Source organism: Geodermatophilus obscurus DSM 43160 (assembly GCF_000025345.1).
Lineage (GTDB): Bacteria > Actinomycetota > Actinomycetes > Mycobacteriales > Geodermatophilaceae > Geodermatophilus > Geodermatophilus obscurus.
Window position 1 is genome coordinate 1,340,100 of the sequence record NC_013757.1, and the last position, 23,480, is coordinate 1,363,579.

The 23,480-nt window shown below is 71.7% G+C and carries 22 protein-coding genes, 1 tRNA gene and 2 pseudogenes; 10 read left to right on the forward strand and 15 right to left on the reverse strand.

The window, feature by feature from the left end; genetic code table 11:
* Window positions 1–20 precede the first annotated feature (20 nt).
* Genes GOBS_RS06275 through GOBS_RS06285 form a run of 3 tightly spaced genes read left to right on the forward strand, consistent with a single transcriptional unit; the run spans window position 21 to window position 2,526 of the window.
* Window positions 21–764 (forward strand): YcnI family protein, encoded by a 744-nt coding sequence (locus GOBS_RS06275; RefSeq protein WP_012947458.1) that lies wholly within the window; start codon window positions 21–23, stop codon window positions 762–764.
* The gene (locus GOBS_RS06280) at window positions 761–1,423 is read left to right on the forward strand and encodes an SCO family protein (protein WP_012947459.1); all 663 of its coding nucleotides are present in this window, start codon (window positions 761–763) and stop codon (window positions 1,421–1,423) included. The genes GOBS_RS06275 and GOBS_RS06280 overlap by 4 nt, the downstream gene beginning before the upstream one ends.
* A complete protein-coding gene (locus GOBS_RS06285) occupies window positions 1,420–2,526 on the forward strand; it encodes a hypothetical protein (RefSeq protein ID WP_012947460.1) in 1,107 nt (368 codons plus the stop codon). Before GOBS_RS06280 ends, GOBS_RS06285 begins: the two co-directional genes overlap by 4 nt.
* Here the strand turns inward: GOBS_RS06285 and GOBS_RS06290 are convergent.
* Genes GOBS_RS06290 through GOBS_RS06305 form a run of 4 tightly spaced genes read right to left on the reverse strand, consistent with a single transcriptional unit; the run spans window position 2,507 to window position 6,825 of the window.
* Entirely contained in the window at window positions 2,507–3,307 is an 801-nt protein-coding gene (locus GOBS_RS06290; RefSeq protein WP_012947461.1) for a phosphocholine cytidylyltransferase family protein, read from the reverse strand. The two genes, GOBS_RS06285 and GOBS_RS06290, sit on opposite strands and share 20 nt — an antisense overlap.
* Window positions 3,297–4,415, reverse strand: coding sequence for a CDP-glycerol--glycerophosphate glycerophosphotransferase (locus tag GOBS_RS06295; RefSeq protein ID WP_012947462.1), 1,119 nt, complete (start codon window positions 4,413–4,415; stop codon window positions 3,297–3,299). The genes GOBS_RS06290 and GOBS_RS06295 overlap by 11 nt, the downstream gene beginning before the upstream one ends.
* Window positions 4,412–5,227 (reverse strand): HAD family hydrolase, encoded by an 816-nt coding sequence (locus GOBS_RS06300; protein ID WP_012947463.1) that lies wholly within the window; start codon window positions 5,225–5,227, stop codon window positions 4,412–4,414. Before GOBS_RS06300 ends, GOBS_RS06295 begins: the two co-directional genes overlap by 4 nt.
* Before the next feature lie 11 nt (window positions 5,228–5,238).
* Window positions 5,239–6,825: a mannitol dehydrogenase family protein gene (locus tag GOBS_RS06305; protein ID WP_012947464.1), complete on the reverse strand. Its 1,587-nt coding sequence runs from the start codon at window positions 6,823–6,825 to the stop codon at window positions 5,239–5,241.
* 415 nt (window positions 6,826–7,240) lie between these two features.
* Here GOBS_RS06305 and GOBS_RS06310 point away from each other — a divergent pair, with 415 nt between their 5' ends.
* Together GOBS_RS06310 and GOBS_RS06315 are read left to right on the forward strand one after the other, a co-directional pair.
* Window positions 7,241–7,996: a M23 family metallopeptidase gene (locus tag GOBS_RS06310; protein ID WP_012947465.1), complete on the forward strand. Its 756-nt coding sequence runs from the start codon at window positions 7,241–7,243 to the stop codon at window positions 7,994–7,996.
* 87 nt (window positions 7,997–8,083) lie between these two features.
* Window positions 8,084–8,156 (forward strand) — tRNA-Ala (locus GOBS_RS06315).
* 200 nt (window positions 8,157–8,356) lie between these two features.
* Here GOBS_RS06315 and GOBS_RS29630 read toward each other — a convergent pair.
* From GOBS_RS29630 to GOBS_RS06325, 3 genes and pseudogenes are all read right to left on the reverse strand, one after another.
* Window positions 8,357–8,452 (reverse strand): annotated as a pseudogene (locus GOBS_RS29630) (hypothetical protein); the annotation flags it as partial.
* Window positions 8,453–8,454: 2 nt separating this feature from the next.
* Window positions 8,455–8,832: pseudogene (locus tag GOBS_RS28595) on the reverse strand (transposase); the annotation flags it as partial.
* Between the two features lie 96 nt (window positions 8,833–8,928).
* On the reverse strand, window positions 8,929–9,258 hold the full coding sequence (locus GOBS_RS06325; RefSeq protein ID WP_012947466.1) for a hypothetical protein: 330 nt from the start codon (window positions 9,256–9,258) through the stop codon (window positions 8,929–8,931).
* 1,200 nt (window positions 9,259–10,458) lie between these two features.
* On the opposite strand from GOBS_RS06325, the gene GOBS_RS26070 reads away from it, so the two are divergent.
* Window positions 10,459–11,409: a pentapeptide repeat-containing protein gene (locus tag GOBS_RS26070; RefSeq protein ID WP_208104400.1), complete on the forward strand. Its 951-nt coding sequence runs from the start codon at window positions 10,459–10,461 to the stop codon at window positions 11,407–11,409.
* A gap of 310 nt (window positions 11,410–11,719) precedes the next feature.
* The gene (locus GOBS_RS06335) at window positions 11,720–12,916 is read left to right on the forward strand and encodes a cyclase family protein (protein ID WP_012947468.1); all 1,197 of its coding nucleotides are present in this window, start codon (window positions 11,720–11,722) and stop codon (window positions 12,914–12,916) included.
* 192 nt (window positions 12,917–13,108) lie between these two features.
* Here GOBS_RS06335 and GOBS_RS06340 read toward each other — a convergent pair whose 3' ends face one another.
* The 3 genes from GOBS_RS06340 to GOBS_RS06345 form a co-directional block, all read right to left on the reverse strand.
* On the reverse strand, window positions 13,109–13,915 hold the full coding sequence (locus GOBS_RS06340; RefSeq protein ID WP_279432639.1) for an FAD-dependent monooxygenase: 807 nt from the start codon (window positions 13,913–13,915) through the stop codon (window positions 13,109–13,111).
* Complete coding sequence (locus GOBS_RS29225) at window positions 13,830–14,345, reverse strand: FAD-dependent monooxygenase (RefSeq protein WP_279432640.1); 516 nt, start codon at window positions 14,343–14,345, stop codon at window positions 13,830–13,832. The genes GOBS_RS06340 and GOBS_RS29225 overlap by 86 nt, the downstream gene beginning before the upstream one ends.
* Before the next feature lie 480 nt (window positions 14,346–14,825).
* Entirely contained in the window at window positions 14,826–15,188 is a 363-nt protein-coding gene (locus GOBS_RS06345; RefSeq protein ID WP_012947469.1) for a RidA family protein, read from the reverse strand.
* Window positions 15,189–15,212: 24 nt separating this feature from the next.
* Between GOBS_RS06345 and GOBS_RS06350 the strand changes: the two genes are divergently transcribed.
* Window positions 15,213–15,617: a winged helix-turn-helix transcriptional regulator gene (locus GOBS_RS06350; RefSeq protein ID WP_012947470.1), complete on the forward strand. Its 405-nt coding sequence runs from the start codon at window positions 15,213–15,215 to the stop codon at window positions 15,615–15,617.
* A gap of 604 nt (window positions 15,618–16,221) precedes the next feature.
* On the opposite strand, the gene GOBS_RS06355 is transcribed toward GOBS_RS06350, so the two are convergent.
* From GOBS_RS06355 to GOBS_RS06375, 5 genes are all read right to left on the reverse strand, one after another.
* Window positions 16,222–17,616, reverse strand: a complete 1,395-nt coding sequence (locus GOBS_RS06355; RefSeq protein ID WP_208104466.1) for an MFS transporter — start codon at window positions 17,614–17,616, stop codon at window positions 16,222–16,224.
* A gap of 246 nt (window positions 17,617–17,862) precedes the next feature.
* Window positions 17,863–18,204 (reverse strand): muconolactone Delta-isomerase, encoded by a 342-nt coding sequence (catC, locus tag GOBS_RS06360; protein WP_012947472.1) that lies wholly within the window; start codon window positions 18,202–18,204, stop codon window positions 17,863–17,865.
* Between the two features lie 70 nt (window positions 18,205–18,274).
* Window positions 18,275–19,126 carry a catechol 1,2-dioxygenase gene (gene catA / locus GOBS_RS06365; protein ID WP_012947473.1) on the reverse strand — a complete coding sequence of 284 codons (852 nt, stop codon included), beginning with the start codon at window positions 19,124–19,126 and terminating at the stop codon, window positions 18,275–18,277.
* Between the two features lie 143 nt (window positions 19,127–19,269).
* On the reverse strand, window positions 19,270–20,373 hold the full coding sequence (locus GOBS_RS06370; protein WP_012947474.1) for a mandelate racemase/muconate lactonizing enzyme family protein: 1,104 nt from the start codon (window positions 20,371–20,373) through the stop codon (window positions 19,270–19,272).
* The gene (locus GOBS_RS06375) at window positions 20,370–21,308 is read right to left on the reverse strand and encodes a LysR substrate-binding domain-containing protein (protein WP_012947475.1); all 939 of its coding nucleotides are present in this window, start codon (window positions 21,306–21,308) and stop codon (window positions 20,370–20,372) included. Before GOBS_RS06375 ends, GOBS_RS06370 begins: the two co-directional genes overlap by 4 nt.
* Window positions 21,309–21,548: 240 nt before the next feature.
* Here GOBS_RS06375 and benA point away from each other — a divergent pair, with 240 nt between their 5' ends.
* Window positions 21,549–22,925 carry a benzoate 1,2-dioxygenase large subunit gene (benA, locus tag GOBS_RS06380; RefSeq protein WP_012947476.1) on the forward strand — a complete coding sequence of 459 codons (1,377 nt, stop codon included), beginning with the start codon at window positions 21,549–21,551 and terminating at the stop codon, window positions 22,923–22,925.
* Window positions 22,926–22,930: 5 nt separating this feature from the next.
* Window positions 22,931–23,479, forward strand: coding sequence for a benzoate 1,2-dioxygenase small subunit (gene benB / locus GOBS_RS06385; protein WP_012947477.1), 549 nt, complete (start codon window positions 22,931–22,933; stop codon window positions 23,477–23,479).
* The last annotated feature ends 1 nt before the right edge of the window (window position 23,480 follow it).

Sequence of the window (23,480 nt, forward strand, 5' to 3'; positions counted from 1 at the left end):
CCCGATCCGACAGGAGAACCGTGTCCTCATCCCTGCCCCGACCGCTCGCGCGACTCGGCGTCATCGCCGTCGCCCTGCTGACGGCGCTGGCCGCCGCGCTCGCCGGAGCGGGCGCCGCGTCGGCGCACGTCAGCGTCTCCTCGGCCGACGCCGTCGCCGGCGGCTTCGGCAAACTGACCTTCCGCGTGCCCAACGAGAGCGACACCGCCAGCACCGTGGCGCTGCGCGTCTCGATCCCGGAGGAGTCCGCGATGGCCTCGCTGCGGGTGCAGCCGGTGCCCGGCTGGACGGTCACCACGACCAGCGCGAACCTGCAGTCGCCGCTGGAGAGCCACGGCGAGCAGGTGGGCAGCTACGTGTCGGTCGTCGAGTTCCGCGCGGCGGACGGCGCCGGCATCCGGCCCGGCGAGTTCCAGGAGTTCGCGCTCTCCGGCGGGCCGTTCCCCGACAGCGACCAGCTGTCCTTCCCGGCGGTGCAGAGCTACAGCGACGGCACCGAGGCGGCGTGGATCGAGCCGACCGTCGCGGGCCAGGCCGAGCCCGAGCGCCCCGCGCCGGTGCTGACGCTGACCGCTCCCGCCGACGTCGCCCACGGCGCGGCCGCCACGACCGCGGCGACCGACACGGCGGCGGCGAACAGCACCGACCACAGCGAGGCGGGCCCCGGCGCGCTGGCGCTCTTCGTGGCGATCCTCGCGCTGCTGACCGGTCTGGCCGGCGTCGTCCTGGGATGGCGCGCAGGCCGTCGTACCGTGTCCTCGTGAGTCTGTTCCGTCGCAGCCGGCTGGCCGTCCTCACCGTCTCGGCCGGGCTCGTGCTGGCCGGCTGCGGTGGCGGGGCCGCCGACGAGGACACCGCCGCCGGGGGCCACGACGGCCACGGCGCCGTCGCGCAGGTCGAGGGCCCCGAGGACCGCTACGCCGGGCTGGACCTGCCCGACCCGTACCAGCGGCCGTCGTTCACCCTCACCGGCCCCGGCGGCCAGCCCTACGACTTCGCCGCCGAGACCGGTGGGAAGCCGACGCTGCTGTTCTTCGGCTTCACCAACTGCCCGGACGTCTGCCCGGCCACGATGGCCGACGTCGCCGTCGCGCTGCGCGGGGTCGACCCGGCGCTGGCCGAGCAGGTGCAGGTGGTCTTCGTCACCACCGACCCGGCGTTCGACACCGCCGAGGTGCTCGCCGAGTACCTCGGTCGCTTCGACGCAGACCTGCCCACCCGCTTCGTCGGGCTGACCGGCGACCAGGCCGCGATCGACCAGGCGCAGCTCGCCGCCGGGGTGCCGCAGGCCGAGGACAACGGCCGGCTGCACTCCTCGCTGCTGCTGCTGTACGGCGCGGACGACCTCGCCCACGTGGCCTTCGACGCGGGCAACACCAGCCGCGACATCGCCGGGGACCTCGGCCTGGTGGCCGGGGCGTGAGTCGCGCGGCGGCCCGCCTGCTGGTCGTCGTCCTCGGGGCCCTGGCCGGCCTGCTGCTCGCCGGTCCCGCGCAGGCGCACGTCGGCGGCGGGGCGGCCGGCAGCGACTTCGACGCGCGCGTGCTCGCGGTCGACCCGGCGCTGCGCGGGGTCGCGGTGCGGGTGCTGTCCTTCGGCGACGAGTTCGAGGTGGTCAACCCGACCGCGACCGAGGTCGAGGTGCCCGGCTACTCCGACGAGCCCTACCTGCGCATCGGCCCGGACGGCGTGTGGCGCAACGCGAACAGCCCGGCCACCTACATCAACCTCGACCGGTTCGGCCGCACGACGCTGCCGCCGCACGCCGACCCCGACGCCGAGCCGGACTGGGTCCGGGTCTCGACCGAGCCGGGCTACGTCTGGCACGACCACCGGACGCACTGGATGAGCGAGGGCGTGCTGCCGCCCGCGGTGGCCGCCGACCCGACCCGCGAGCACCTGGTGTCGGCGTGGGTGGTGCCGCTGGCCCACGGCGGCACCGAGGTGCAGGTGCGCGGGGAGCTGACCTGGCGCCCGCCGCCCCCGGCCTGGGGGGTGTGGCCGGTCTACGTCGTCCTGGCGCTGGCCCCGGTCGCCGCTTCGCTGGTCGCGTCGGGCCCCCGGCTGCTGGGGGCGCTGCTGCTCGTCGGCGGAGGTGCCGCCGTGTACCACGCGGCGACCACGCCGGAACCCGCGGCGAGCGTCTCGTTGCACGCGGCCGCGCTCGTCTCGGCGCTGCTGCCCGGGCTGGTCGCCCTCGCCGTCGCGGTCGCCGGTCTGGTCGCCGCGGTGCGCGGCCGCGGCGGGCTGACCGCGCTGCTGGGCGTCGTCCTCGGGTGGCTGCTGCTGGTGCAGGGGCTGCCCGACGTCGACGTGCTCTGGACGGCGAACGTGCTGGCCGAGGGGCCGGTGCTGCTGACCCGTGCGGCCGTGGCGGTGCTCGTGGCCCTCGGCGCCGGCTGCGTCGTGGGCGGGCTGGTCGCTACCCGCCGCTTCCGTGAGCGGCCGGACCGGCCGGCCGACGAGTTCCTGCTGCGCAGGTGGGACTCGCCGGCCGGCCCGGGTGCTACGCCGAGTCGCCGGTGACCGGCTGCAGGTGGCTGCGCTCGGCGAACATCGCGTTCGCCCGCTCCAGGTCGGCCTCGAAGTCCACCTCGACGGCCGCGTGCTGCGAGATGTCCAGCGGCCGGACGCGCAGCCCGGCCGAGGCGATCGCGGTCTCGATGCCGCGCTCGAAGTAGTCCTGCTCCGCGCAGGTCGCCAGGTGCTCGATCAGCACCGGCTTGTCGGCGGCGCAGACGTGGTTGATGCCGACCGCCTCGCCGAGGCCCCCGACCACCGTCTTGGACAGCTCGTCGATCCAGCCCTCGGCGTCGACGGTGTACTTGACCTCCTCGTCGGCGACGGTGGAGGTGTCGACGCACACGAAGCTCTCCTCGGCCCGCAGCGCCGGCAGGGCGGTCTCGATCACCGCCGGGTCGAAGACGACGTCGCCGTTGAGCCACAGCACGCCGCCGTCGCGGGTGTTCCGCAGCGCGCGCAGCAGGCTCTGCGAGGTGTTGGTGACCCGGTAGTCGGGGTTGTAGGCGAAGCGCACGTCGGGGACCGCCCGCATGACGCGCTCGGCCTCGAACCCGACGACCACGGTGATGTCGACCGAGGGGCCGAGCACCGAGCGCAGCCCGTCGAGCTGGCGCTGCAGGATGCTGCGCCCGTCGTGCAGGGGGGTCAGCGGCTTGGGCCAGGGCCGGCCCAGCCGGGTGCCCATCCCGGCGGCCAGGATGACGACCTGGACGGGGACGTCCAGGCCCGGGGCGGCAGGGGCCGGCCCGGTCAATTCGGCGGTGGTGGCGCGGTCAGCGAGCACGGTCGTCCCCTCCTCGGGTGGTGGTCCCGCCGGCCGGTGCCGGCGGGAAGAGCAGGTCGAGGACGCGCTCGGTGGCGTGCCCGTCCTCCAGGTGGCAGAAGGTCTGCCGGAACTCGGCGTAGCGGGTGGCGTAGCGCTCCCGCACCCCGTCGAGGTCGGCGATGGCGTCGATCAGCTCCGCGCTGGTGGACAGCATCGGCCCGGGGGCGACGTCCTCCAGGTCGAAGTAGAACCCACGCAGCTCGTCGCGGAAGTAGGCCAGGTCGTAGGCGAAGAACAGCATCGGCCGGCCGGTGATGGCGAAGTCGAACATCGTCGAGGAGTAGTCGGTGACCATGGCGTCGGCGGCCAGGTACAGGTCCCGGATGTCGGGGTGGCTGCAGACGTCGTGCACCGGAGAGCCGGCCACGACCTCCAGCCGGTCCATGACCATGTTGTGCAGCCGCAGCAGCAGCACGTGGTCCTTCCCGAGCCGGGCGGTGAACTCCTCGAGGTCGACGGGGAACTCGAAGTCCTGCGGCCCGGTCCTGTTGAACACCAGGTCGTCGCGCCAGGTGGGCGTGTAGAGGACGACGGTCTGGTCGTCGGGGATGCCGAGGTCGGCGCGGACGGCGGCCCGGACGGCGTCCCGCTGGGGGCTGCTGAGCAGGTCGTTGCGCGGGTAGCCGGTCTCGTGGATCTCCCCGCGGTAGCCGAAGGCGTTGCGCAGCCGGGGGGTGCTGGCCGCGTTCGGGGACAGCAGCAGGTTCCACTTGGCGATGTCGTGCTCCAGGTAGGCCAGCCGGCCCTCCGGCGCCCAGCGGACGTCGTTGTGGATCCGCTTGAGCGGGGTGCCGTGCCAGGTCTGCAGGTAGCGGGCGCCGGGCTTCTTCTCCCAGTCCAGCGGGATGTGGTCGTTCGAGACGACCACGTCCGCGCCCTCCAGCGCCGCGATCGACTCGGGGCTGCCGAAGGTCACCGTGGCGACGTCGTCGGGGAAGGTCGCCTGGGTGTGCGGGGCCGAGAGCCAGGTGTGGGTCGCCTCGACGCCGCGCTGGAGCAGTCCTTCGTACAGCGCACGGGGGCTGTCGGAGAAGTGGCCGCGGAAGGCCACGTAGACGATGTTCACCCATCTCCTCCCGTGGGGATCAGGTCGCCGGCGGCCCGGCGGGTGAGCACCGGGAGCAGCAGGTCGGCCAGCTGCTGCCAGGAGTCGACCACGGTGAGCACCCCGGCGTCGAACAGCGCCGCTGCGCGCTCGGCGCGCTCGGCCTCCGGGACGAAGAGCAGGTTGCCGACGGTCGGGCAGCCCGCCCGCACCGCCGACAGGGCGCCGGGAACGGAGTCCTCGACCGCCAGCCCGGCCTCCGGCGCGATGCCCAGCTGCTCGCAGGCGTGCAGGTAGACGGCCGGGTCGGGCTTGCTGGTCGGCACCGGCAGCGAGTCCTCGGCGCTGAAGCGCACGGCGGGCGGGATGAGCCCGTCGAGGCCGGTGGCGGTGAAGCAGGCGGCCAGCCGGGTCAGCGCGCTGGAGCTCACGGCGGCCGAGCGCAGGTACCCCGACAGGGCGGTGAGCGCGGCCGTCGTCGGCTCGTGCGGGGTGAGGGTCGCGCCCAGGTGCGCGGTCACGGCCCGCTTCTCCTCGGCGACCCACTGCTCGACGTCGAGGTCGGGGTGCCCGGCCTCGGCGGCCAGCCGGCGCGACGTCGTCCGGAAGTTCATGCCCGTGGTGGCCAGCCGCAGCTCCTCCGGGGTGAACCGGCGGTCCACGCCGAGGTCGGCGAGGAGGCGGTTGGTCACGTCGGCGGAGGCGACGAAGGCCGGTTCCTCGGAGGGGAACAGGTTGCCGTCGGCGTCGCAGAGGAGGACCTCGAGCCCCGCGACGAGCGGCTCGGGGAGGGCGGGCACCGGAGCGGTGCCTCCGGAGGGGGCTGTGGTCATGGGGCTCCTGGTCATCGGGTCAGGGGGAGGGCCGGGACGTCGAGGGCGGCGGCGACCGCCGCGCGGGCGCCCAGCCGGTCGATCGTCTCGATCGCGCCGGTCAGCGCGGCGACGACGACCGGGTCGTCGCCGAGGTCGCCGAAGACCGCGCGGACGCCGAGCAGCGGCCGCGGGTCGCCGCCGCCCGCCAGCGCCAGGGCGCGGAGCTCGTCGGCGCGCGGGTCCTCGAGCGGCAGCGGGCGGCCGTCGTCGTCGGTGCCGCGCAGGTACCGGCACCAGCCGGCGACGGCGAGGAGGAGCAGGGGAGCCGGCCGGCCCTCGACGAGCGACTGGCGCAGCGAGGGCAGCAGGTGCTGGGGCAGCTTGGCCGAGCCCCGCCGGCACAGCCGGGACAGGCGGTCGGCGATGGCCGGGTTGGCGAAGCGCTGCAGCAGGGTGCGCTTGTAGTCCGCGAGGTCGACGCCGTCGGGCTGGGGGAGCAGCGGGGTGACCTCGTCGTCCATGAGCCGCTCGACGTACGTGGCGAACACGGGGTCGCCCATCAACTCGTCCATGCGGTCGTACCCGGCCAGGGAGCCGAGGTGGCCCAGTGCCGAGTGGCTCGCGTTGAGCAGGCGGGTCTTCATCAGCTCGTAGTCGCCGACGTCGGGGACGAAGCGGACCCCGACCTCGTCCAGCGGCGGGCGGCCGTGGCTGAAGGTGTCCTCGACGAACCACTGGGAGAACGGCTCGGTGACGACCGGCCAGCGGTCGTCGACGCCGTAGCGGGCGGCGAGGGCGGCCCGCTCCTCGGGCGGGGTCTGCGGGGTGATCCGGTCGACCATGCTGCTGGGGAAGGCCACCCCGTCGGTGATCCAGCGGGCGAGCACCTCGTCGCGCAGCCGGGCGAGGCCGACGACGGAGGCGCGGGCGGCCTCGCCGTTGCGGTGCAGGTTGTCGCAGGAGACGACGGTGAACGGCGCCAGGCCCGCCTTCCGACGCCGGTCGAGGGCCTCGACCAGGTAGCCGAAGACGGTGGCCGGGGCGTGCGGCTCGGCCAGGTCGCGGAGGACGTCGGGGTGGTCGGCGGTGAACGCGCGGGTCTGCGGGTCGAGCAGGTAGCCGTCGGGGGTGATGGTGAGGGTGACGAGACGGGTGCGCGGGTCGCTCAGCCGGTCGAGGACGGCCGCGGGGTCGTCGGGGGCGTAGAGGTAGTCGACCATCACGCCGACGACGCGGGCGCGCTCACCGTCGGGACTGCGCTCGACGACGGTGTAGAGGTGGTCCTGCGGGGCGAGTGCGTCCTGCAGGTGCCGCTGCCGCAGGCCGACGCCGACGACGCCCCACCCGGTGGAGATGCGCCGCTCGGCGAGCTCGTCGAAGTAGATGAGCTGGTGGGCGCGGGAGAAGCCGCCCACGCTGAGGTGGACGACGGACGGGGTGAGGGCGGCGCGGTCGTAGGTGGGGACGGCGATCCGGGCGCCGTGGCTGTACAGCGTCGCCTGGGTCAGCGGACGGACCTGCAGCGCCTCCGGCCCGGGGGCCGTCGGGAGGAGCGTGGCCGAAACCGGGGTGCGGGCCGGCGCCCGGGGCCCCGTGATGGGCTCTGCCGTGGTCATGCGGCGTCGGTCCTCCCTCGTGCAGGTCGTGCGGTGACGTCCCCCCTCGCGGCGGTCCTTGAGCGGCCCCGGTGTCGTCGGGGGCCGCGCGCGGTGCGGCGATGATCATGACTACACGTGGCAACGCGGTCCGGCCAGTCCGGGGCCGTCCCTCGGTGGCGTGAGCCGCGATGGGCGCTGGGCGTCGCGGCGCGGTTTTTTCACGCCGGAGCGCGAACGTAGCCGCAGGGGACCCCTTCCAAACAGGATCGCCGTCACGCCCTCTGTGACGTCGGGGACGTGGGGGACATCACTCACGGCGTGTCTCCGATGACACGCCGTGCAATGGGTCACGGATCCGTCACGGAGTGTTTGGATCACCGGCGAGCCCCTCGAGCCCGGCAACGGGCGATCTTCCCCACGAACGGGTAGGTGCATGGCCGGTCGGCGTCGCGCTCAGCGCTCCGGGGATCCCCGGGTCCCCGCTCCCTCGCGTGCCCAGCGGCCGGCCCCGGGCCCGCGCCGCGGCCCGCTGCTGCTGACGGCCCTGGTCGTGGGCGGGCTGGTCGCGGGGGTCACCGGCGTCTCGAGCGCCTCCGACACCCCCACCGGGTCGACCTCGGTGCTCGCCGCCCAGATGGAGCTGGCCACCGTGGGGGACGACGTCGAGACGCTGCCCATGGCCTCGATCACCGTCGCGGAGGCCGAGGCCCGGCTGGCGGAGGTCGCCGCGTCCCGCGCCGAGCGCGCCGCCGCCGAGGCGGCCGCCGCGGAGGCGGCTCGGGAGGCCGCTCGGCCCAAGGCGGTGCTGCCGGTCGACGGCGCCCGGTTCACCAGCGGCTACGGGGGCCGGTGGGGCACCTTCCACTACGGCATCGACCTGGCGGCCCCCATGCGGACGCCGGAGTACGCGGCCATGGACGGCGTCGTCCTCCGGGCCGGCTCGGCCAGCGGTTTCGGGCTGGCCGTCTACGTCCTCCACGAGAACGGCGACGTGACCGTCTACGGCCACATGGACTCGATCCTCGTCGAGCCGGGCCAGTACGTGGAGGCCGGCGAGACGATCGCGCTGCTGGGCAACCGCGGCCAGTCCACCGGACCGCACCTGCACTTCGAGGTGCACCAGGGCGGGATGAACGGCAAGCGGATCGACCCCGTCCCGTGGCTGGCCGCCCGGGGCGTCGAGGTCTGACGCGGCGACCCGACCCCCTGCACCGGAAGGCGGCCGGGGCCCTGTAGAGTCGTCCCCGGCTCGGACACGACGAACCGGGCCGGATACGGGGCTGTGGCGCAGCTGGTAGCGCACCACACTGGCAGTGTGGGGGTCAGGGGTTCGAGTCCCCTCAGCTCCACCCCGACGACCAGGCCGTTCCCCTCCGGGGGGACGGCCTGAGTCGTCTTTGGGTGCAGTTGTGGTTGCAGTTCGCCTCTTTCCACCTGGCAGCAGCAGGCTTCCCATGCGGTCGGCTGCCTCGCGAGCCAGTGCAGGCATGACGTGGCTGTAGATGTCCATCGTCGTGCGCATCTGGCTGTGGCCGAGCAGCTCCATGACGACGCGCGGGTGGACGTTCTCGCTGAGCAGCAGGGTGGCGGCGGCGTGCCGGCCGTCGTGCAGGCGGACGTGGCGGACACCGGCCGCCTTCAGCAGTCGGGTCCAGTGGTAGTTGCTGCCGGCCTTGCCGCGGTCGGTGGGGTTCAACCCGGTCAGCTCACCCGCCTCTTTGCGCGGACGCTGACCGAGTCCAGGCTGGCCCGCGACCAGTCCAGCCGGCCCTGCTCGCCCAGCCGATGGAGCACCGCCTGGTGCAACTGGTCGAAGACGCCGGCCGGCTGCCATTCGTGCATCCGGCGCCAGCAGTCCAGCCCGACCCGTAACCAGCTCGGCCGGGAGCTTGGTTCAGCCGATGCCGGTGGACGGTACGAAGGCGATGCCCTCGGGCACGTCCCGGTTGAAGGCCCGGGCCGGCCGGTGCGTCCGTGCACCGCCGGCGGCTGCGGCGGGACTAACGGCTCGACCAGCGCCCACATCTCGGCGCTGATCAGCCGCGGCGGCGGGTAAGACGCAGGCAACGACACGCCCGTCAGCCTGCGCCGAGCCGTCACATCGGAACAGAGCCCGGCAACCTACTTCTGCAACGTCCTTTCAGCGCTCACGCTGCCAGGACGCTCGTAGCTTGCCGTGGAAATGGGTCCCTCTTCGCTGGCCGAGTGCACAAGCCAGGCGTCCAGGACCTCGTGGACCCACCGCGTGTAGCCATGTTGTCCGCGGGCCACAACCTCTTGCAAGCTGGCCTCGGTGACAATGAAGTCGAATTGCGCCCGCTCGTTGACGCTGAAGATCAGCCGGCGTGCTTCGAGCTCCTCGGCGAAGCCGACGACCTTCGCTTCCCTGCCCGTGGGAATGAACTGCTCGGACTCCCAGATCACGTTGCCGTAGTCGTACAGCGTCTGCATAGGCCGGTGTCCAGGTAGATCCGTCGCGGGAGGGACAACCACGCCCGCGCTGTGCTCCACTCATTGATTGACGGACCAGTCGGTTCGCTCCAGCAAGCCCGCACCCCGGGTCCAACCCTGATTCCAGGTGTCACCGAAGCGAACCTCGACGTGCGATGGATTTTCGAGGACCTGCTTCGACCTCTCTTTGTCAGGGGCCACGGGGCGCTGGTGTTTGAGTACCTCCTTTGAAAGCAACGTGCCATGCGACACCAAGAAGGAGCCCAGATCCGGCGCGAGATTGTGCCACGCCAGGGACACGTTGTCGATAGGATAATCGCCGCCATTCACTACGCGATATTCTGTGTAGTATCCGCCTCCTTAGTCGTCGGCGTAAGTCGAAATCTTCAGTGCAACTGCCCGAGCTTGCGCCTCGCGCCGCTCGCGTTCATCGTCCTCTCGACGGGCGGCCTCGTCTGCGCGCGCCTTTGAAGCGTGCTTGATCTGCAGTGCCGCAAAGATCAAGCCGCCGGAAGCTGCGAGTCCGCTCACCCACTCGCCAACATCGCCCACCGGATCTCCAGCGGACGCAAGTCCCACATCCGTCCAGCCGCGCACACGACGCAGGCGATCAGCAAGAGCCAGCGCGTCGCCAACTGTCGCCACCCCGCGGCTAGGAAGGAAGTCCGATCTCCGCCTTGCCGGTCGTCCGCGCTGCTAGCTCGTTCCAGCGTCACCGCGCACCACCCTCGTGACTAGAGGATACGAGAGCTACGTGGCCTCCTCGGGAGTGATGCCTTGCCGCCGTCAGGTCCATCGCCGACCGCCGAAGTTGAGTCGTGACGAGGCGGCGGAAACCTCTTCCCAGTCGGACGTGCTTACGGCTAGGTTCCCGCGCACCAAGCACGCACGGTGAATGATCATCTGGGGGATGGCGTGAGCGTTCGACGGTGTTTTGCAGGTGCGCTACTCGGCCTGGGGCTGGTGGTTTTCACCCCAGCCGCCGCCAGCGCAGACCCTCCGCACACGACACCCGGACAGAGCGGCGAGCAGGGCTGTCGAGAGAACGGACAAGCCATCTCGGGTGCGGCCGGGGAGAACCGCCCATTCGGCCAGGTCGTCCGTCAGAACGCCCCGATTGCTGACAACAACGCGCAGTTCTTCGGCGAGTTGTGCGACTGACCTGAAACCGCGCCAAGTATTCCGGGCGACACGATGGCTATGGATCCCGACGAGAGGGCCTTCCGCAGGGAAGAGTTATCGCTGACGCGGAAGCACAATAGAGCAACGGTTGTCACCGCATTGATCATCGCCGTCGTATCGAACGCGGTGGTCGTGGGCGTGGCTCTCATGACCTTGCGTACAACCGCGACACAGTTTGAGTTGAGCAGCAGGGCCAGCGAGTACAACGATATAATCCAGGGACTCAGTAGCTCAGTCGGCGCGGTCGAGATAAACTCGATACGGCGACTCGGAACGTTCATTGAAGACAGGGACAACTTCGCGGACACAGAACGTCAACATGCCGAAGCGACAAACGCCGTCCAGACCCTTGCCGCCTACGTCAAGGAGAAGGGGTCCTTCACCGATGGGGGCTTGGCAGATTACGGAAGCTCACATCCTCCCGTGGTGCCGCCCGCAATCTCCCGGTTGAGCATACTGGCGAGCAACCCGAGCCTCGGCGACAACTCGGTGGATCTGGCACGCGTCGATATGCATGGCCTCAGGAACCTCCAAGAGTTCCGCCCCAGCGGGGCAGACGCGTACCTGCCTAGCGTTGATCTCCGGGGCGCCTTTCTGTGGAAGATGGACCTGACCGGTGTCGACCATTCAACCTTGCGGCGGAGTTTTCTCACGTGTGCCGACCTGAGGGAGTCGAAGTTGGGAAGAACTCTCCTCGAGTTCGCCGATCTGAGTGGCGCAAACCTGAGCGATGCTGACCTTAGTCAAGTCCGGGAATTGACTTCCGAGCAACTCACTGGGGTAACCACCAACGAAGGAACCCGCCTGCCCGAGGGTGTTGAGGTGCCAGCCGGATCATCGTGGAGTGGCGATGAATGCCGGCAGCGCATCAACGACATGACTGGATTCACCCCTGGTACTGGCTACCACCCCGACATCCCATGCCCAGCAGGACGGGAGGTCTGTTCGGCTCGGTTACCCATGCCGTAGAAATCCAGGCTCTGCCGTGCGCGGAACTGCCGCAGTCCCACGGTCGGCGCGACGGGCCACCGGGCGGAGTTGCGGTGGGTCCGAGCGGCCGCGATCACCTGTCCCTCCCGTAGCGCTGAGGGGGGAGCTCTCACCTCCTCCATCGGGGCGTTGGTGGCTTCGTGGGCCGTTGCTGACGCCGCGCCGCTCGCCGGGCGTTCAGCAGGCCAGCGGCTCGTCGGTCCACTCCAGCCGTCGGGGTGCGAGGACGAGTGTTGCCTGCGTCACACCAGCCCTCGTACGGTCGGCCCCCGGCGTCCTGAGGAGCACCATGCGTTCCGACCTGTTCTCGGCCCACACCGCCCTGTCCCGCCGCTCCGCACTCGGGCTTGCCGGCGCTGCCGCTCTCGGCGTCGCTGGTCTGACCGGCGCGTCGCCGGCCGCTGCGGCCGGACCCAGCGAGGCCATGGGCGGCGCGGGCGACGACGATGCGATGTTCGACGTGGCTCTCGCCGAGGGCGGCGGCTGGGCGCCGTCCCGCTACGGCCCGACTGACCAGCGCGGCACGTTCAACGAGGTGACGGCCGCCAAGACCGCCTCCGCCCTGCGGCTGCTGGCCGACGGCCATCCGGTGAAGACGTACAACCTGGGCGACCTGATGACCAACGGTTTCCCGGCTTACCGGACCACGCCGCCGCGCGTCTACGAGCAGCGGCTCACCGTCCTCGGGTACCAGCCTCCCGCCGGCTTCACCGAGGGCGGCGGGATCCTGCAGAGCACGGACCCGCTGGGTGCCAACCGGGTCAGCGTGCACGAGGAGCGCTTCCCCCAGGGTCACACCTACCAGATCGTCACCCAGCTCGACGGGCTGAACCACATCGGCGTCGGGCCGACCTTCTACAACGGCTTCCAGGGCCCGGACATCGCGACGCCCAGCGGGACGAGCAGGCTCGGCAACGAGCACATGGGGCCGGTCGTCACCCGCGGCATCCTGCTCGACGTGCTGGGCCTGAAGCTCGCCGAAGGAGCGAGCGAGGCGCTGTCGCGCAGCAGGGACGGCGATCCGGTGCTGCGCGACAACTACCGGATCACGATCTCGGACCTGAGGGCCGCGGCGACTCGGGGCGGCATCCGACACATCCATCCCGGCGACGTCGTGCTGCTGCGGACCGGCTGGAACAAGATCGCCCGGAGCGAGCCGGAGCGCTATGTGGCCCAGGAGCCAGGCATCTACCTGGCCGAGGCGCGTTTCCTGGCTGACCGGCGCCCCGCCATCATCGGCTCGGACTCCTGGGCGCTCGAGGTGCTGGGCAACCCGGTGGTGCAGGCCGTGTTCCCCGTGCACCAGGAACTGCTCGTCAAGAACGGCATCCGGATCGGCGAGGGCATCATCACCGACGAGCTCGCGGCGGACGGCGTCTACGAGTTCGTCTACCTGACGACGCCGCAGTACGCGAAGGGCGCAACCGCGGGCAACGCGCCGCCGGCCGCGCTCGGACAGCCGGGGCGCGGCCGCGGCCAGGGATGACGGGACAGCGCGGCGCGGGCTGACTCCGCCCGCGTCTCTGGTCGCAGTCCTGCCACCCTCTCCCGGCAGCAACAGGGCGCCCGTGCGGTCGGCCGCCCGAGGCTTCCCTTCCTCTGGCCGGGAGTCCGTCCGGAGGGCTGCGCCCGTCTCGGCGCCGTGACGGTGTCGGGCCGGCGCTGCGACCGCGGGTGGTCACGGTAGGGCCACGTGCTCGTTGCGGATCCCGATCGCCATGAACCGCGAGAACAGCCGCAGCAGCAGTGGAACCCGGGACATGAGGCGCAGGGGGAGCGGGACCCCGGCGGGTCGATCGGGAGCACCCGTTGCTCTGATCATCTGTCGTTGGACCGCTCGCTGGACGAGCTGCGTGACCCGGGTGGGGAAGGCGCGGCGGCGCTGCACCCGGCGGAGGTCGCGTTCCCCCACGGTGCCGCGCCGCAGGGGCGCGACGAGCGCATTGGCTGCCGCCACCGCGTCCTGGATGGCGAGGTTGATGCCGACTCCCGCGACCGGGGACATGGCGTGGGCGGCGTCCCCGACGAACAGCAGGCCCGGCCGGTACCAGCGGCGCAGCCTGTTGACGCGGACCTCGAGGAAGCCGGTGTCCTCCCAGCTGCGCAGTGCCGTGTCGAGCCGGGAGCTCAGGAAGGGCATCGCCTTCCTGATGTCCGACCGCAGCGCCTCGATGCCCGCCGCCCTCAGCGAAGCCACCGTGCCCTTCGGCATGGTGTAGGCGCCCTGCCAGTAACTGCCCCGGTCGATCATGGGGAGCAACCGACCGGGAACCAACCGCGCGAAGGACCCGGCCGGATCCCCGGGCGCCTTGGGGAGGCGGTACCAGAGCACGTCCAGCGGGGCGCCGAACTCGACCACGGACATCCCGGCTGCCCGCCGGACCGCGGAGTTGCGCCCATCAGCGCCGACGGTGAGCAGGGCCCGTAGCTCGGTCTCCGCCTGCGTGCCGTCGCCGTCCGTCCGCCGGTAGCGGACTCCGACCACTGTGCCGTTCTCCTCGACCAACCCCACCACCTCCACCTGCCGGTAGAGGGCGAACGAGGGGGGCCCGCTCGGCTTCAGCGGTGAGGAAGTCCAGGAACTCCCACTGCGGCACCATCGAGAGGCGCTGGAATCGGCCCGGTAGCCGGGTGAAGTCACCCAGCGGGACCATCCCGCTGTCGGTCATCAGCGTGATGGTGCTGGTGGGTTGCTGTGGCAGCTCCTCGAAGCCGTCCAGCAGGTCGAGTTCTGCGAGGACCTGCAGCGTGGAGGCGTGGACCGTGTCGCCACGGAAGTCGCGCAGGAAGTCCGCGTGCTTCTCCAGGACGACGACGTCGATGCCGGCGCGAGCCAGCAGCAGGCCCAGCATGGCGCCGGCTGGTCCACAGCCGGCGATGCAGACGGTCGTGACCGTGGGAGGGGTCTGGGTCATGGCGGTTGTCCTCTCCGGCGAGATGGGCGGGCGGGGTCTTGGTGTCCTGGGTGTGAGGTCGGCGGGGGTCCGGAGCGGTCGGCCCCCCGGTGCGGTGGGTGCGGGCGCGACGGGCGGCCGGGAGCGCCCTGTCGGCCGTGGTGCTGCAGGGGCCCGTCAGGGACCGGTGCAGCGTCGTCCCGGCCCGGGAGAGCCGGCGTAGCAGGGGGCACTGGGAGGAACGACTGCCTGGACCCCTGGGAGCCCGGGACCGGGCCAGCAGCAGCGTGACGCCGGGGCGCATCGGCCCTCCCGAGGGAGCGGGCCCCGGTGTTCCGGTGGAACGCCCGTGCCTTCGAGGAGGACTGGGCCGGCCGCGATGAGCGAGCCCGCACCGGCCCCCGCGACCACCGTCGACGCGCGGGAACAGCCCGGCGGCGAGGCCGCGTGCGTCAGGTGTGGGGCCACGGTCGTCTGCGACGATGCGGTGCGCGAGGACGGTCACGCCCTCGCCGCTGTCACCATGACCTCCACCAGCAGGCCGGGCTGCCACAGCTCGGATTGCACGCAGGCCCGCACGGGCGGGTTGTCCTGGTCGACCCATTCGTTCCAGGCAGCGTTGTGTTGTCCGAACAGCGCCATGTCGCGCAGCCACACCTGCGCGGTCAGCAGACGCGACCGGTCGGTCCCCGCTCGTGACAGCAGCTCGTCCACCCGCTCGAGGACCTGGCGGGTCTGGGCGGTGATGTCGCCGGATGGATCGGGGGTCACGCCGCAGAGGTGGACGGTGTCGCCGTGCACGACGACCTGACTGATGACGGGGAGTCCGTGGAGACCCCTGGTGTTGCCGTATCTCTCGATCACGTCCTGCTCCCCTCGTCCGCTAGAATGCTTCGAGTGTCGAAGCAGAACGGTAGTGCTTCGGAAAACGAAGCACAAGGGCCGCGGCCGGGCCGCGCCGCGCGGGGTACACGGACGGGCAAGCCGCTGCTGGTGGCCTTCGACCTGCTCGGCCGTCGCTGGGCGCTGCGCGTCGTGTGGGAGCTGCGCGAGGAGCAGCTGGGCTTCCGCGCACTGCAGGAACGCTGTGAGGGGATGTCCTCCAGCGTGCTCCGTGACCGCTTGGCCGAACTCGTCGGCGCCCGTCTGATCGAGGCCGACGACGACCGTCGGTATCGCCTCTCCGCGCACGGCGCCGGCCTGCTGGACGCCCTGCGGCCGCTCTCTGCCTGGGCCGACGAATGGGGTGGACACACCTACCGCTCACCCCTGTCGGGTCGCCCCGGCGGCTGAACCGCACGTGCGGCGGTCCTGCACGAACGTCAGGGGGTCGGCACCTCGGCCGCCGGAGAGCCGTGTCGGGGGAACGGACAGCGTCCGTGAGCCCGGCACGCCGACGGCTCGGACCGAGGACCCTGCGAGCAGCTGCGGGGACATCGCACAACCACCGTCACGGCGAAGCGGACCTCGACGTCGCCGCCGGTCGTGGTGGCCGGCGACCGAGTGGTCCCGATCGACTCCAGGGTGTGTCCCGGCGTTCGACGAGCCGGAGTCGTCTCCGGAGCCGAGCTCCACGAGTGACCGGTCGGCCGGTGTCCCCGGTCAGTCCGACCAGGGCAGCGCGCGGCGCTCCCCGCCGGTCAACCACTTGAGGACCGCGATGCCGTCGTCCTGCAGCTGGTCGGCCTGGTGGGTGAGGACGTGCCGCATCACGCGGCGGACCATCTCGGGCGCCGGTTGCGCCTCCTACGGCGTCGTCCGGGCGCAACGACGCGTGCAAGCCCTCGCCGACCTCACCACCCCTGCCGCCGCGGGGACGGCATGGGAAGTGCTCGCCCCGGACGCCGGGATCCGGCGTCCGGGGCGGGCCTGTCCTGTGTCCGTGGCTGCCGACCCGCTACCGCGCCCGGCGGGCGAGCAGGTCGCCCGGCTCCAGGGCCAGCGCGACGGGCGCCGTCCGGCGGGCCGCCTGCGCGTGCCGGGCATCCGCCGTCGGCACGACCAGCGTGAGCAGGGCGCCGACGACGGCCAGTGCGGTGAGCACGTAGAAGATCGTGTTCAGTGCGATGCCCGAAGCGACGAGCAGGCCGCCGATGAGCGGACCGCCGATGCCACCGAGGCGGCCGAACCCGGCGCACCAGGCGACACCAGCGCTGCGCACGTTCGTGCGGTAGTAGGTCGCGACGAAGCCGTAGATGAGGATCTGCGTCCCGCTCGTGCCCAGGCCGACGACGGCGACGAAGGCCAGGAGCACGCCGAGCGGGAGGCTGACCGTCAGCAGCGCGAGCGCCACGGCGCCGAACAGGAACGAGGCGGCCACCACGCGCTTGGGGCCGAACCGGTCGGCGAACCGGGAGGCGGCCAGCGCGCCCAGGACGGCGCCGCCGTTGAGGACCAGCAGGAAGGCCAGTGACCCGTTGGTGGAGAAGCCGGCGCGGCCCATCAGCTCGGGCAGCCAGGTGTTCAGGGCGTAGACGAGCAGCAGGCCGGTGGCGCTGAGCAGGCCCAGCAGGAAGGTCGGCAGCAGGTACGTGCGGCCGGTCAGCCCGGCGAAGCCGGCACGTCCCTCGGCGACCGGGGCGACGACCTCCGGGCCCTCGGTGCGGGGCTCGGCGAGGGTGACCCCGGTCCGCGCCGAGACCGCCTGCGCCTCGTCCAGGCGGCCGCGCGACGCCAGCCAGGCCGGCGACTCGGGCATCTTGAGGAAGGCGAGGGGGAACAGCGTCACCAGCGGTAGGGCGCCGATCCAGAACATGCCCCGCCAGCCGATGACGTCCAGCAGCAGGATGGCCAGCAGGGCGGCGAGCAGGCTGCCCAGCGGCACCCCGGAGTAGGTGATCGCGTTGGCCAGGTTCTTCTTCCCTGCGGGTGCGAACTCGGCCACGAGCGCTCCGGTGGTGGCGACCAGCGCGCCGACCCCGATGCCGGTGACGAAGCGGAGCAGGCCGAAGGTCGTCGTGCTCGCCGCCAGCGCGGTCAGTGCCATGCCGACGGAGAACCACGCGTAGGCGGTGAGCATGACCTTCCGCCGGCCGATGACGTCGGCGACGCTGCCGGCCAGCAGGGCCCCGACCAGCACGCCGATCAGCGCGTAGCTGCCCAGCGCCCCGGCCAGGGCCGGCGTCACCTCGCCGATCTGGCCGGGGTCGCGCAGGAAGAGGGGGACGACGGTCCCGTAGACGACCAGGTCGTAGCCTCGACCACCAGGCCGACCGTGGCCAGCGAGACGATCCAGGTGACCGACCTGCGACGGAGCACGTCCTGCCGGACGGCTCCGTCCTGCGTGGGGAATGCCACTGCTGTTCTCCTCGGGACGGGCCCTGGCGCGGGACGGCCGGGTGGCCGTGGCAGGGCAGGGGACACCCGGCGACCGACGTCGCCACGGGTGGGGGAGGGGGGATGCGCCGGGCGGAGGTGTCGACGCCGGGCGGCCTGGTGGTGCAGCGGTGCGGGTCGTGCGGTGGTGCGGGTCGTGCGGTGCTGCGGGTCGTGCGGGGTCAGCCGGACGATGCGTTGGCTGTCGGGTCCTGCGCGGTGCCTACTGCGCCGCGTCGTCCTGCGCCGGGGTCTGCGCGGTGCTCTTGTGCGCCGGGTCCTGCGCGATGTCCGACGGGTGCGCGGCCAGCGGCGTGACCGTGATGCTCATGTGGGGGAACAGCGGCAGGCCCCACAGGATCTGGTGCAGCTGCTCGTTGCTGTCGACGGCGAAGACGCTGAGGTTGGCGTACTGCCCGACGCACCGCCAGATGTGCGGCCAGTGGCCGGAGCGCTGCCACTGCTGGGAGTACGCCTTCTCCCGGGCGAGGAGGTCGTCGCGTGCCGCCGGGTCCATGTCCGGCGGCAGCGCGACGTCCATCCGCACCGCGTACAGCTCGGTCACGGTTTCTCCTCGCTGGCGCTCGTCGGCCCGTGCCCGGGTGCTCCGTTCGTGCGTGACCTCGCGAGCTCGGTCACGCGGGGTCCAGCGCGAAGTCGTAGGTGACCTCCTCGCCGGTGCCCGATGCGGCCGGGGTCGGCCGGAGCACCAGCTCCGGCTTCACCGCCTGGGCGACGTCGTCCTCGACGTGCTGCCCGCCCGCGAAGTACAGCTGCGTGGTGACCAGCTGCTTGCCCGGGGCCGACACCTTGAGGTGCAGGTGGGCCGGGCGCCAGGCGTGCCAGCCGGCGGCGGCGATCAGCGCGCCGCAGGAGCCGTCGGTCGGGATCTGGTAGGGCGCAGGCTTGACGGTGGTGAACGCGAAGCGGCCGTCGGGACCGGTGAGGATGGTGCCGCGCAGGTTCCACTCCGGGATGCCCGGCGCGAACTGCGAGTAGAACCCGTCGTCGTCGGCGTGCCACAGCTCGACCCGGGCGTCGTCCAGCGGGTTGCCCTCGAGGTCGGTGACCGTGCCCTGGAAGACGAACGGGGTGCCGGCCTCACCGTCGCGCATCGGCAGGGTGCCCTCGCTGCGGAACTCCGGCGAGCCCGGGATGTAGTACGGGCCCTCGATGGTGCCGACGGCGCCCTTGCGGTCGGCGTTGGCGACCTCCTCCACGACGTGCTCGACCCACACGTCGAGGAACAGCGGCCACTCGCCGTCCTCGCCGACCCGGATCAGCCACGCCTTCAGGGCGTCGTACTCGGCGTACGTCACCCGGTGCTCGCGGATGACCTCGTGCAGGGCGGTGATGGCGTTGGTGGCGATGGCCGAGACGCGGGCGTGGTCGACCTGCGCCGTCGAGCGCTGCTTCTCGGCGAAGCGCTCGGTGGCGTTGCGGCCGGAGCCGGCCGCGGTCGGGCTGGGGGCGGTGGGTGCGCTCATGGTGGTCCTCCTGTGTCGGTGTGGTGCGGATGGGTGGCCTCCCTGCAGGGCCCCGCCGTGGCCCCGTCTCGGGTCCCACCCTGAGCCTGCGAAGGGAGGGGAGGACGGGGTCCTTCTCTGGTGGGGGGCAGGGAGGTCCTTTCTCAGCGGTCCCGGCGGTAGTGCGCGAGCTTGTCGGGATCGATCTCGATGCCGGTCCCGGGTCCCGGACGGACGACGAGCTCGCCGCCGGAGATCTCCAGCGGTTCGGTGAGCAGGTCGTCGCTCATGTCCAGGAAGTTGGAGAGCTCACCGGCTCGTCGCGACGAGGAACGGTGGGCGGCGCCGAAGGCCACGCTGCAGGCGGTGCCGATCTGGCCGTCGATCTGGTTGCCGATCACGACTTCGGCGCCGAGGCCCTCGCACTGGTGCAGGATCCGCTGCGAGGTGCTGAACCCGGTGCGGGCCGTCTTGATGCTGATCATGGTGGCCGCGCCGTCGAGCAGCTCGCGGGTGACCTGGCCGGGCGTCGTGGCGCTCTCGTCGGCGACCGTGGGCACGCTCGTCTGCGTGGTGAGCCAGCGTCGGCCGAGCACGTCGTCGGCCGGGCAGAGCTCCTCGGACAGCGTGAGGTCCAGGTCAGCCATCGCGCCCAGGGCACGGGCAGCCTCCGACGGCGTCCAGCCGCGGTTGCCGTCCACGTAGAGCTCCACGTCCGGGCCCAGGGCCTCCCGCAGTGCCCGGCAGGCGCCGACGTCGAGTTCGATCGGGCGCCGGCCCACCTTCACCTTGAACACGCGGATGCCATGGGTGTCACGGACGCGCTCGGCCTCGGCGACCATCTCGGCGTCGGGGGCGAACCCGACCATGTGGGACACCCGCATCCGGTCGGTGAAGCCGCCCAGCAGCTGTGAGACGGAGAGGTCCAGCGTGCGGCCCAGCGCGTCCCAGCTCGCCATGTCCACGGCTGCCTTGGCGGCCGGGTTGCCGACGGTCCGGTCCATGCGGGCGTGGGCGGTCTCCCGTTCCAGCAGGGACAGACCCAGCAGCTCGGGCGCGAAGAGCTCGTCGATCACCGCGACGACGGACGCCTGGGTCTCGCCGTAGGTGTAGGGCCGCGGCGGGGCCTCCGCCACACCGACCACGCCGTCGTCGGTGTGCACCCGGACCAGCACGTGGTCGGCGACGTGGACCTCGCCGCTGGCGAAGCGCAGGGGCTTGCGGTACGGGATCGCGAACGGGATCGCCTCGATCCGGTCGATCTTCACCGGGTTCCTCCCAGGGGGACGTCGAGGTCTGCGGACGGGAGGTCCACGTCGGGGGTGGTGAAGCCGTTGGCCTCCAGGGCGCGGAGCAACCGGGCCAGAGCGGGGGAGGGGTCCTCTCGGCGCCACGCGATCGCCAGGTCGATGGACACCTCGTCGGCGACCGGGATCAGCTGTACGCCCTGGACGCGCAGGGCCAGCGCGGCCTCCGGCAGCACCGCCACGCCGAGGCCGGCTGCCACGAGCGTGAGCAGGATCGAGGTCTGGGCCGCCGCGTGCACGCGGCGGGGGAGGAAGCCGGCGCTGAGGCAGGCCTGGGTCACGGCCCCGTCCACGACGGAGTCCGGGACCCCGTAGACGACGAAGTCCTCGTCCCGCAGCTCGGCGAGCCTCACCGGCTCGTCCCCGGCGAGACGGTGGCTCTGCGGAACCGCCACCACCAGGCGCTCGCGGGCCACCAGACGCGACGCCAGGCCGGCGCGGCGCAGGGGGGGACGGAGGACGGCCAGGTCGATCCGGTCCTCCTCCAGCGCCTGTTCCTGCGCGGGGGTGAGGAGGTCCGGCTCGAACCTCAGCTGCAGGCCGGGCAGCTCGCGAGTGGCGATCCGGGCCAGCTGGGGGAGCTGGCGGTAGGCGGCCAGTCCGGTCGCACCCACCCGGAGCAGCCCGGTCCTGCCGGCACCGACCAGCCGCACCCGGGTCTGCGCGGCCTCGATCGACCCGAGGATGCGTTCGGCGTCGAGCAGCAGGGCCTCGCCGGCCGGCGTGAGCTCGACCCGGCGCGTCGTCCGGTCGAACAACGTGGCGCCGAGCTGGGCCTCCAGTTGCCGGATCGCCTGGGACAGCGGGGACTGGGCCATGTGCAGCCGTTCGGCCGCCCGTCCGAAGTGCCGGGTCTGCGCCACGGCGACGAAGTACTGCAGCTGCCTGATCTCCACGTCCCCTCCTCTCGCGGTCCGGCCCGCGCTGACCGAGCGCTGGGTGCGTCGCTGTGATGCACCCAACGTAGGACCGGTGCCCGTGTAGCCGCAAAGACTGAATTGCACCACATCGAGACGCTCAGCGTCTGGGTCGACCCTGGGTCAGGACTGGGCAGAGTGCTGGCGCGGACGTGACCCGCACCACTGACAGTGGAGGGAGCGCACTCGACCCACTGCCCACTGGACCGGAGGTCCGCCATGACAGTCGATGCCACCCAGCTGCACGACGTCCTCACCGATGCCGTGATCGACGACCCCGAGGCCGGGGTCTACCGCGCCAACCGTCGGATCTTCACCGACGAGGAGGTCTTCGAGCTGGAGATGACCCACATCTTCGAGGGGAACTGGGTCTACCTCGCGCACGAGAGCCAGGTCCCGGACCCCGGGGACTACTTCACCACCTACATCGGCCGCCAGCCCGTCGTCATCACCCGCGACAAGCACGGCGAGCTGCACTGCCTGATCAACGCCTGCGCACACCGCGGGGCGATGCTCTGCCGCCGCAAGACGGACAACCGCATGACGCTGACCTGCCCGTTCCACGGCTGGACGTTCCGCAACGACGGTGCCCTGCTGAAGGTCAAGGACCCCGACGGCGCCGGCTACCCGGGCAGTTTCAACAAGGACGGTTCGCACGACCTGGTCAAGGTGGCGCGGTTCGACAGCTACCGCGGGTTCCTCTTCGGCAGCGTCAACCCGGACGTGAGCACGCTCGCCGAGCACCTCGGTGACACCACCAAGGTCATCGACATGCTCGTCGACCAGTCGCCGGAGGGGCTGGAGGTGCTGCGCGGCTCCTCGACCTACACCTACGACGGCAACTGGAAGGTCCAGGCGGAGAACGGCGCCGACGGCTACCACGTCAGCGCGACCCACTGGAACTACGCGGCCACGACCTCGCGGCGCAGCACGGGCGAGTCGAAGAACACGACCAAGGCCCTGGACGCCGGCGGCTGGGGCAAGTCCGGTGGCGGCTACTGGTCCTACCCCAACGGGCACCTGTGCCTGTGGACCTGGGCGGCCAACCCGGAGGACCGCCCGCTGTGGGACCGCATGGACGAGCTCAAGGCGCAGTTCGGCGAGGCCAAGGGCGAGTTCATGATCAAGGGCTCCCGCAACCTGTGCCTCTACCCGAACGTCTACCTGATGGACCAGTTCAGCACCCAGATCCGGCACTTCCGGCCGATCTCGCCCGAGCAGACCGAGGTCACCATCTACTGCATCGCCCCCAAGGGCGAGAGCGCCGAGGCCCGCGAGCACCGGATCCGCCAGTACGAGGACTTCTTCAACGCCTCGGGCATGGCCACGCCGGACGACCTGGAGGAGTTCCGCTCCTGCCAGCTCACCTTCCGGGCGACCGCCGCGCCCTGGAACGACATGAGCCGCGGTGCCGAGCACTGGCTGAACGGGCCGGACCCGGTCGCCGAGGCCCTCGGCATGGACGGCGTCATCTCCGCGGGGCAGCGCAACGAGGACGAGGGGCTGTACCCGATCCAGCACGGCTACTGGCTGCAGACCATGCGCGCCGCACTCGAGAAGCGGTCCGGCGTGGCCACCGCGACTCCGGAGGGCTGACCGTCATGACCGCCACGCAGAACCCCCAGCACGCCCCGGTCGAGGCAGCGCCCGCGGGCGGGAAGCTCATCACCCAGAACGCGATCGAGCAGTTCCTCTACCGCGAGGCCCGCTACCTCGACGACCGCGAGTTCGAGAAGTGGCTGGAGTGCTACGCCGACGACGTCGTCTTCTGGATGCCGTCGTGGGCCGACGACGACCGGCTCACCGAGGACCCGCACCGGGAGATGTCCCTCATCTACTACTCGAACAAGGGGGGCCTGGAGGACCGCGTCTTCCGCATCCGCACCGAGCGCTCCAGCGCGACGTCGCTGCCCGAGCCGCGCACGAGTCACAACATCTCCAACGTCGAGGTCATCGAGCGCCGCGGCGACCTGGTCGACATCCGGTTCAACTGGCACACGATGTACTTCCGGTACAAGACCGTGGACCCCTACTACGGGACGTCGTTCTACACGATCGACTTCTCCGGGCCCGCGCCCCTCATCCGTCGCAAGACCGTGGTGCTCAAGAACGACTACATCCACCACGTCGTCGACGTCTACCACCTCTGAG

What these genes read in the sequence shown, in the direction of transcription:
- GOBS_RS06325 (WP_012947466.1), bottom strand. Translation starts at nt 9,258, where the DNA reads ATGCAGACGCTGTACGACTACGGCAACGTGATCTGGGAGTCCGAGCAG.
- GOBS_RS06310 (WP_012947465.1), top strand. Translation starts at nt 7,241, where the DNA reads ATGGCCGGTCGGCGTCGCGCTCAGCGCTCCGGGGATCCCCGGGTCCCC.
- GOBS_RS29225 (WP_279432640.1), bottom strand. Translation starts at nt 14,345, where the DNA reads ATGACCCAGACCCCTCCCACGGTCACGACCGTCTGCATCGCCGGCTGT.
- benB (WP_012947477.1), top strand. Translation starts at nt 22,931, where the DNA reads ATGACCGCCACGCAGAACCCCCAGCACGCCCCGGTCGAGGCAGCGCCC.
- GOBS_RS26070 (WP_208104400.1), top strand. Translation starts at nt 10,459, where the DNA reads ATGGATCCCGACGAGAGGGCCTTCCGCAGGGAAGAGTTATCGCTGACG.
- GOBS_RS06300 (WP_012947463.1), bottom strand. Translation starts at nt 5,227, where the DNA reads ATGACCACAGCCCCCTCCGGAGGCACCGCTCCGGTGCCCGCCCTCCCC.
- GOBS_RS06305 (WP_012947464.1), bottom strand. Translation starts at nt 6,825, where the DNA reads ATGACCACGGCAGAGCCCATCACGGGGCCCCGGGCGCCGGCCCGCACC.
- GOBS_RS06350 (WP_012947470.1), top strand. Translation starts at nt 15,213, where the DNA reads ATGCTTCGAGTGTCGAAGCAGAACGGTAGTGCTTCGGAAAACGAAGCA.
- benA (WP_012947476.1), top strand. Translation starts at nt 21,549, where the DNA reads ATGACAGTCGATGCCACCCAGCTGCACGACGTCCTCACCGATGCCGTG.
- GOBS_RS06335 (WP_012947468.1), top strand. Translation starts at nt 11,720, where the DNA reads ATGCGTTCCGACCTGTTCTCGGCCCACACCGCCCTGTCCCGCCGCTCC.
- catA (WP_012947473.1), bottom strand. Translation starts at nt 19,126, where the DNA reads ATGAGCGCACCCACCGCCCCCAGCCCGACCGCGGCCGGCTCCGGCCGC.